At 74.6% G+C, this 6286-nt stretch carries 5 protein-coding genes; 1 reads left to right on the top strand and 4 read right to left on the bottom strand.

Going from position 1 to position 6286, the window contains the following annotated elements; translation table 11 throughout:
• Window positions 1-140: 140 nt before the first annotated feature.
• On the bottom strand, window positions 141-1433 hold the full coding sequence (gene aceA, locus ACFU7Z_RS34240) for an isocitrate lyase (protein WP_380781852.1): 1293 nt from the start codon (window positions 1431-1433) through the stop codon (window positions 141-143).
• Between the two features lie 355 nt (window positions 1434-1788).
• Here aceA and ACFU7Z_RS34235 point away from each other — a divergent pair, with 355 nt between their 5' ends.
• Window positions 1789-3192, top strand: coding sequence for a short-chain fatty acyl-CoA regulator family protein (locus tag ACFU7Z_RS34235; RefSeq protein WP_380781850.1), 1404 nt, complete (start codon window positions 1789-1791; stop codon window positions 3190-3192).
• A 28-nt stretch (window positions 3193-3220) separates the two neighbouring features.
• Here the strand turns inward: ACFU7Z_RS34235 and ACFU7Z_RS34230 are convergent, their stop codons facing one another.
• The 3 genes from ACFU7Z_RS34230 to ACFU7Z_RS34220 are packed head-to-tail and all read right to left on the bottom strand — an operon-like array spanning window position 3221 to window position 6136.
• Window positions 3221-4471 carry a cytochrome P450 gene (locus ACFU7Z_RS34230; RefSeq protein ID WP_380781848.1) on the bottom strand — a complete coding sequence of 417 codons (1251 nt, stop codon included), beginning with the start codon at window positions 4469-4471 and terminating at the stop codon, window positions 3221-3223.
• 50 nt (window positions 4472-4521) lie between these two features.
• Complete coding sequence (locus ACFU7Z_RS34225) at window positions 4522-5889, bottom strand: NAD(P)/FAD-dependent oxidoreductase (RefSeq protein WP_380781846.1); 1368 nt, start codon at window positions 5887-5889, stop codon at window positions 4522-4524.
• Window positions 5879-6136: a ferredoxin gene (locus ACFU7Z_RS34220; protein WP_380781844.1), complete on the bottom strand. Its 258-nt coding sequence runs from the start codon at window positions 6134-6136 to the stop codon at window positions 5879-5881. Before ACFU7Z_RS34220 ends, ACFU7Z_RS34225 begins: the two co-directional genes overlap by 11 nt.
• Window positions 6137-6286 lie beyond the last annotated feature (150 nt).

The raw sequence follows: 6286 nt of genomic DNA, 5'->3' as shown, positions 1-6286 counted from the left end.
GCCCGGGGCCTCGTCCCTCAACGAGGCCCCGGGCGGCGGGGTGGGCGGCGTCCGCTCCCCAAAGCGGCCGCCAGGGTGGCTCGGTGGTGCTGTCCTTCCGGCTCGGCGGCCCGCTTCGGGCCCGGCGGCCTCCTTCGGACTCAGTGGAACTGCTCGGCCTCGGTGGAGCCGGTCAGGGCGAGCGTCTCGGCGTTCGGGTTGAGCGCGGTGGAGACCAGGTCGAAGTACCCGGTGCCGACCTCGCGCTGGTGCTTCACGGCGGTGTAGCCGTCCGGCACGGCCGCGAACTCGGCCTCCTGGAGGTCGACATAGGCCGTCATCCCGTGCTCGGCGTAGCCGCGGGCGAGCTGGAACATCGAGTGGTTGAGCGCGTGGAAGCCGGCCAGCGTGATGAACTGGAAGCGGTAGCCCATCGCCCCCAACTCCCGCTGGAACTTGGCGATCTGGTCGTCGTCCAGCGCGGCCTTCCAGTTGAAGGAGGGCGAGCAGTTGTAGGCGAGCATCGTGTCCGGGTGCTCGGCCTTGACCGCCTCGGCGAACTCCCGGGCCTGCTCCAGGTCCGGGGTGCCGGTCTCCACCCAGAGCAGGTCCGCGTACGGGGCGAAGGCCAGGCCGCGCGAGATCACCGGGCCCATGCCGGGCTCGACCCGGTAGAAGCCCTCGGCCGTCCGCTCGCCGGTGCAGAACCGGGCGTCGCGCTCGTCCACGTCGCTGGTCAGCAGGTTGGCGGCGAGCGCGTCGGTGCGGGCGACGATCAGGGTCGGCACGTCGGCGATGTCGGCCGCGAGGCGGGCGGCGTTCAGGGTGCGGATGTGCTGGGCGGTGGGGACGAGCACCTTGCCGCCGAGGTGGCCGCACTTCTTCTCGGAGGCCAGCTGGTCCTCGTAGTGGATGCCCGCCGCGCCGGCCGCGATCATGCCCTTGGTGAGCTCGAAGGCGTTCAGCGGGCCGCCGAAGCCGGCCTCCGCGTCGGCGACGATCGGCACCAGCCAGTCCGGGCCGCCGTTGCCCTCCGCCGCGTCGATCCCGTCCGCCCGCAGCAGCGCGTTGTTGATCCGACGCACCACCTGGGGAACGGAGTTGGCGGGGTAGAGGCTCTGGTCCGGGTACGTCTGCCCGGCCTGGTTGGCGTCGGCCGCGACCTGCCAGCCGGACAGGTAGATCGCCTGCAGCCCGGCCTTCACCATCTGCACGGCCTGGCCGCCGGTCAGCGCGCCGAGCGCGTGGACGTAGTCCTGCTCGTGCAGCTGCCGCCACAGCCGCTCGGCGCCGCGCCGGGCCAGGGTGTGCTCCTCGCGTACCGTCCCGGACAGCCGGACGACGTCGGCCGCCGTGTACGTGCGCTCGATGCCCGCCCACCGCGGGTCGGAGGCCCACCGGGCGGCGAGCTCCGCCGCCTGCTGCTCCTGCTGCTGCCGGACCGACTGAGTCATGGGTCTGCTCCCCAGGGTGCTCGTTTGCTCGTTGCGAAGGATGTGACGCACCTCACCGCGAGGGCGAGTGGGCGGCCGGACGGTGCCGGGCTGCGGTGGCGCACCGCGGGACGTGGAGGCCCGGACAGCCCACCGGACCGCGACCGACCTGGTGTTCTGCGGCTGTCCTGCGCACCTCCCGGCCGCAGCACCGACTCTGGCACCCCCGCCGAGCCGCCGTCACCGGTGGACCACCGCCAACTTCTGCGAACGCTCCCCGGTGAATCAGCGAAGGTTGCGAAGGCCTGACCGGCTGCCCTGCGGCTAGGCTGCCCGCGCCGGATCGACCGAAGCGCACAGCGGGGAGAACGACACCATGGGAAAGGCCTTCGCCGGTGCCAGGCTGCGCCGCCTGCGCGAGGAGCGCGGCCTCAGCCAGGCCGCCCTCGCCCGGCTGCTCGACCTCTCGCCCAGCTACGTCAACCAGTTGGAGCACGACGCCCGGCCCCTCACCGTGCCCGTCCTGCTGCGCCTCACCGAGGCCTTCGGCGTCGAGGCCGGCTACTTCGCCCCGCCCGACAGCGCCCGGCTCACCGCCGAACTGCGGGACGCGCTCGGCGAGGAGGTCACGGCCGGCCGGATCACCGGCGGTGACCTCGACGAGCTCGCCGCCCGACTCCCCGCTGTGGCACGGCTGTTGAGCGACCTGGCCCGCGGCCGCCGGGACGCCGCCGAGCGGCTCGCCGTCCTCGCCGGGGACCGCGGCCTCGGAGTCGACACGCGCACCCCGCACGAGCAGGTCCGCGAGTTCTTCTACCGCCGCCGGAACTACCTCCACGAACTCGACACGGCCGCCGAGGAGTTGGCGACGTCCATCGGCCTGCGGCGCGGCGAGGTCAGGACGGTGCTGGCCGAACGGCTCGCCACCGGGCACCGGGTCCGGATCGCCACCGGAGGCGGACAGCTGCACCAGTACGACGAGCCGACCCGGACCCTCCGGCTGTCCGACCGGCTGCGCCCCGGCCAGCAGGCCTTCCGGATGGCCACGCAACTGGCCTACCTGGAACACGACTCCCTGCTGTCCGAACTCGCCTCCCAGGACAGCCCGGAGGGCTCCACCGCCTTCGCGCTCACCCGCATCGGCCTGGCCAACTACTTCGCCGCCGCCCTCGTCCTGCCCTACACCGCCTTCCACGCCCAGGCGGAGGCGGCCCGCTACGACATCGAGCACCTCGCCGATCACTTCGGCGTCGGCTACGAGACGGTCTGCCACCGGCTCAGCACCCTCCAGCGCCCCGGCCTGCGCGGCGTGCCGTTCTCCTTCGTACGCGTCGACCGGGCCGGGAACGTCTCGAAGCGCCAGTCCGCCACGCCCTTCCACTTCTCCCGCACCGGCGGCACCTGCCCGCTGTGGAACGTCTACGACGCCTTCGCCGCCCCCGGGCGCGTCCACGTCCAGGTCGCCGCCATGCCGGACGGCCGCCGCTACCTCTGGACCGCCCGCGCCGTCACCCGCTCGCCCGGCGGCTGGGGCCGCCCCGGCAAGACCTTCGCCATCGGCCTCGGCTGCGAGATCCGGCACGCCGGCCGACTGGTCTACTCCGCCGGCCTGGACCTCGGCGACGAGGCGGCCGCCACCCCGATCGGCCTCGGCTGCAAGGTCTGCGAACGCCCGGCCTGCCCGCAGCGCTCCGCCCCGGCCATCGGCCGACCGCTGGCCGTCGACGAGCACACCAGCACCTTCGTCCCGTACGCCGCGCTGCCCGGCCGCCGGGACTGAGGGCGCCCGGACGGCTGGGGCGGCACGCTCAGTCCCTGATACCGGAGACCGCCAGCGGCAGGTGGCGGGGCCCGCGCAGGATCGGGCTGCGGCGGTACACGGGCGGGTCCTGGAGCAGTCGGGGGTCGTCGAGGCGGCGGACGAGCGCGGTGAGGGCGATCTGCCCCTCGACCCTGGCGAGCGGCGCGCCGAAGCAGCTGTGCACGCCGCTGCCGAAGCCGAGGTGCTGGTTGTCCTGCCGGGTCGGGTCGAAGTGGTCCGGGTCGCGGAACCGCCGCGGGTCCCGGTTGGCGGCGGCGAGCACCAGGACCAGCGGCGCGCCCTTGGGGATGGTGACGCCGTCGACCTCGACGTCGGTCAGCGCGGTGCGCTGCGGCAGCAGTTGGACCGGGGGCTCGTAGCGCAGCACCTCCTCCACCATGCCCGGCATCAACTCGGGCCGTTCGCGCATCAGTCGGAGGGCCTCGGGGTGGCGCAGCAGGGTGAGCACGCTGTTGGTGACCAGGTTGACGGTCGTCTCGTGCCCGGCGATGAGCAGCAGGACGGCGGTGGCCATCAGCTCAGGCGTGGTGAAGCCGCCGTCCGGGCCGGGGTCGTTGACGAAGGCGGAGAGCATGTCCTCGGAGGGCCTGCCGCGGCGGCTCTCGGCGAGTTCGCCGAGGTAGAGCCCCATCTCCGTCCGGGCCTGGAGGGCCACCCGCTGCCGCTCGGCCGGGTCGGTACCGGGGGTGGGGTCGAAGCCCTCGATCAGGGTCTCGGACCAGGCGTGGAAGCGGGGTTCGTCCTCGCGCGGCACCCCGAGCAGTCGGCAGATCACGGTGACGGGGAGCGGGTAGGCGAAGTCCTCGACGAGGTCGATCCGGTCGCGGCCGCGCAGCCCGTCGATCAACTCCCCGGCGATCGCGGTGATCTCGTCGTGCATGGCGTCGACCCGGCCGGGCGCGTGCGGCGGGCCGAAGGGCCGCATGGCCAGGTTGCGCAGCCGTTCGTGCTCGGGGTCGTCCCGGCCGATGAAGGCGACCGGGACGACCTGCGCCTCGTCCGGGTCGGTGCGGTTGCGGCGGTCGGAGCTGATCCGCGGGTCGTGGAGCAGCGCGGCGACCTCGTCGTAGGTGCCGACCAGGTAGCCGCCGTCGTCCTGGCGGGCCACGCCGTGCTCGCGCAACTCGGCGTAGAGGGGGTAGGGGTCGGCGCGGTTGGCGTAGTCGGTGATCCGGCGGTACAGGGTGCCGGCGGAACCGGTGCCGGTGCTGGTGCCGGGGGTGTCGGTGGTGGCCATGGCGGGCTCCTCGGGGGTGGCGGCGGCGGTCCGCGGCGCCGGGACGGTGCTCAGCCGTCCCAGCGCCGAAAGGTCAGCCGCCGGTCGGGCAGGTGACCGGTGAGCGCGACGGTGGGACCGTGCGAGAGCACCTTCGGATCGGGCACGTCGGACGGGACGGGGATACGGGAGGGCGGAGGCTCCACGCCGACCCAGTCGGGCGGGAACGGGGCGGCGGTCTCGATCAGCCCCTGGTAGTGCTCCAGCCACTTGGCCCGGTTCACGCTCACGGCGGCCGTGATCCGGCCCCGGTACCCGTAGACCGCGACGAACCGCCGCTCCTCCGGCGAGCCCTGGGCGACCACCACGTGGTCGGAGAAGGTCGGCACGCCGACGGACTTGATGTTGAGGCCGAACTGGCTGGACCAGAAGGCGGGCACGCCCAGGTGCGGCAGCCGGCGCGGCCCCGGGTTGACCATGTTGTGGGCCGCCACCGCGGCCTGGGCGACCGCGTTGCCCCAGTGTTCGAGGGAGAGCAGCTGGTACTCGAAGAGGGGGTGCGGGAAGCGGGCGACATCACCCGCGACGAAGACGTCGTCGGTGACGATCCCGTACATGTCGAAGGCACGGCAGCCTGCGTCGCAGGCGATGCCACGCCGACCGGCGGCGAGCCCGGAGTCGGCCAGCCACTCGGTGTTGCGGACGGCCCCCAGGGCGACCACGGCGACGTCCGCCTCGATCCGGCTGCCGTCGGAGAGCTCGGCGCCGGTGAGCCGCCCCTCCCGGCCGTGGAGCGCGGTGACGGTCACCCCGCAGCGCAGGTCGACCCCGTGGGCGCGCTGGACCCTGGCCGCGAAGGCGCCGAAGGCCCCGCCGAGGGCGCCGACCAGCGGGGCGGGGCCGCGCTCCGCGACCGTCACCGCCACGCCGCGTTCCCGGCAGGCGGAGGCGATCTCGGAGCCGGTGAACCCGGCACCGATCACCAGCACCCGCCGCGGGCCGGCCGCCAGCCGCTCGGCCAGCCCGGCCGCGTCGTCGGCGGTGCGCAGCGTGAACACCCCGTCGAGGGCGGCCTGCGCGGGGTCCGGCCAGGGCCTGGCCCGGGTGCCCGTCGCGATCAGCAGCCGGTCGTAGGGCAGCCGTTCGCCGGTCGCGAGCAGCACCTGCCTGGCCGCCCCGTCCACGCCGGTCGCGCGGACGCCGAGCCGCCACTCCGCGTCCACCTCGCGGCGGCGCGGCAGCGCGGTCTCCCCGGCGCGCACCCGCCCGAGCAGCACCTGCTTGGACAGCGGCGGACGGTCGTACGGGGGGCGGCGCTCCTCGCCGACCACGGTCAGCCGCCCGGCGAAGCCCTCGTCGCGCAGCGTCTCCGCGGCGCGCAGCCCGGCCAGCGAGGCGCCGACGACGACGATCCGGCCGCTCCGGAGGTCACCGCACACCGGACCGGCCCTCCCCGCCCGGGCTGTCTGGACCGGCGGCTTCGGCCCCGGCTTCGGCGCGGTCCTCGACCAGGATGGCCTGCACCGGACACGCCGCAGCGGCCCGCAGGACGCGCTCCCGCTGCCCGTCGGGGGGCTGCGGGGTGTACATCAGGGCCTCCTCCCCGTGCAGCTCGAACACCCGGGGCGCGAGGAACGCGCACTGCGCGTAGCCCTGGCAGCGGTTGAGGTCGACGACGATCTTCACGGACACTCCTCCCGGCCGGTCCGTATCCGTCCTACCGCCGCCGCCCCGGCCGCGCGCCCGGGGGTGCTCCGCGGGAGGGGTCGCGGAGCGTGGCCGCCTACGCGGTGCGGTGGGCGGCGACGACGGGAGCGGCGGTCCGTACCGCGCGGT

The sequence above is a fragment of the Kitasatospora sp. NPDC057518 genome (assembly GCF_042802075.1).
GTDB lineage: Bacteria > Actinomycetota > Actinomycetes > Streptomycetales > Streptomycetaceae > Kitasatospora.
Note: the sequence above shows the minus strand (reverse complement) of the source record. Positions and strands in the feature narration are given on the sequence as shown.

What these genes read in the sequence shown, in the direction of transcription:
- aceA (WP_380781852.1), bottom strand. Translation starts at nt 1,433, where the DNA reads ATGACTCAGTCGGTCCGGCAGCAGCAGGAGCAGCAGGCGGCGGAGCTC.
- ACFU7Z_RS34235 (WP_380781850.1), top strand. Translation starts at nt 1,789, where the DNA reads ATGGGAAAGGCCTTCGCCGGTGCCAGGCTGCGCCGCCTGCGCGAGGAG.
- ACFU7Z_RS34230 (WP_380781848.1), bottom strand. Translation starts at nt 4,471, where the DNA reads ATGGCCACCACCGACACCCCCGGCACCAGCACCGGCACCGGTTCCGCC.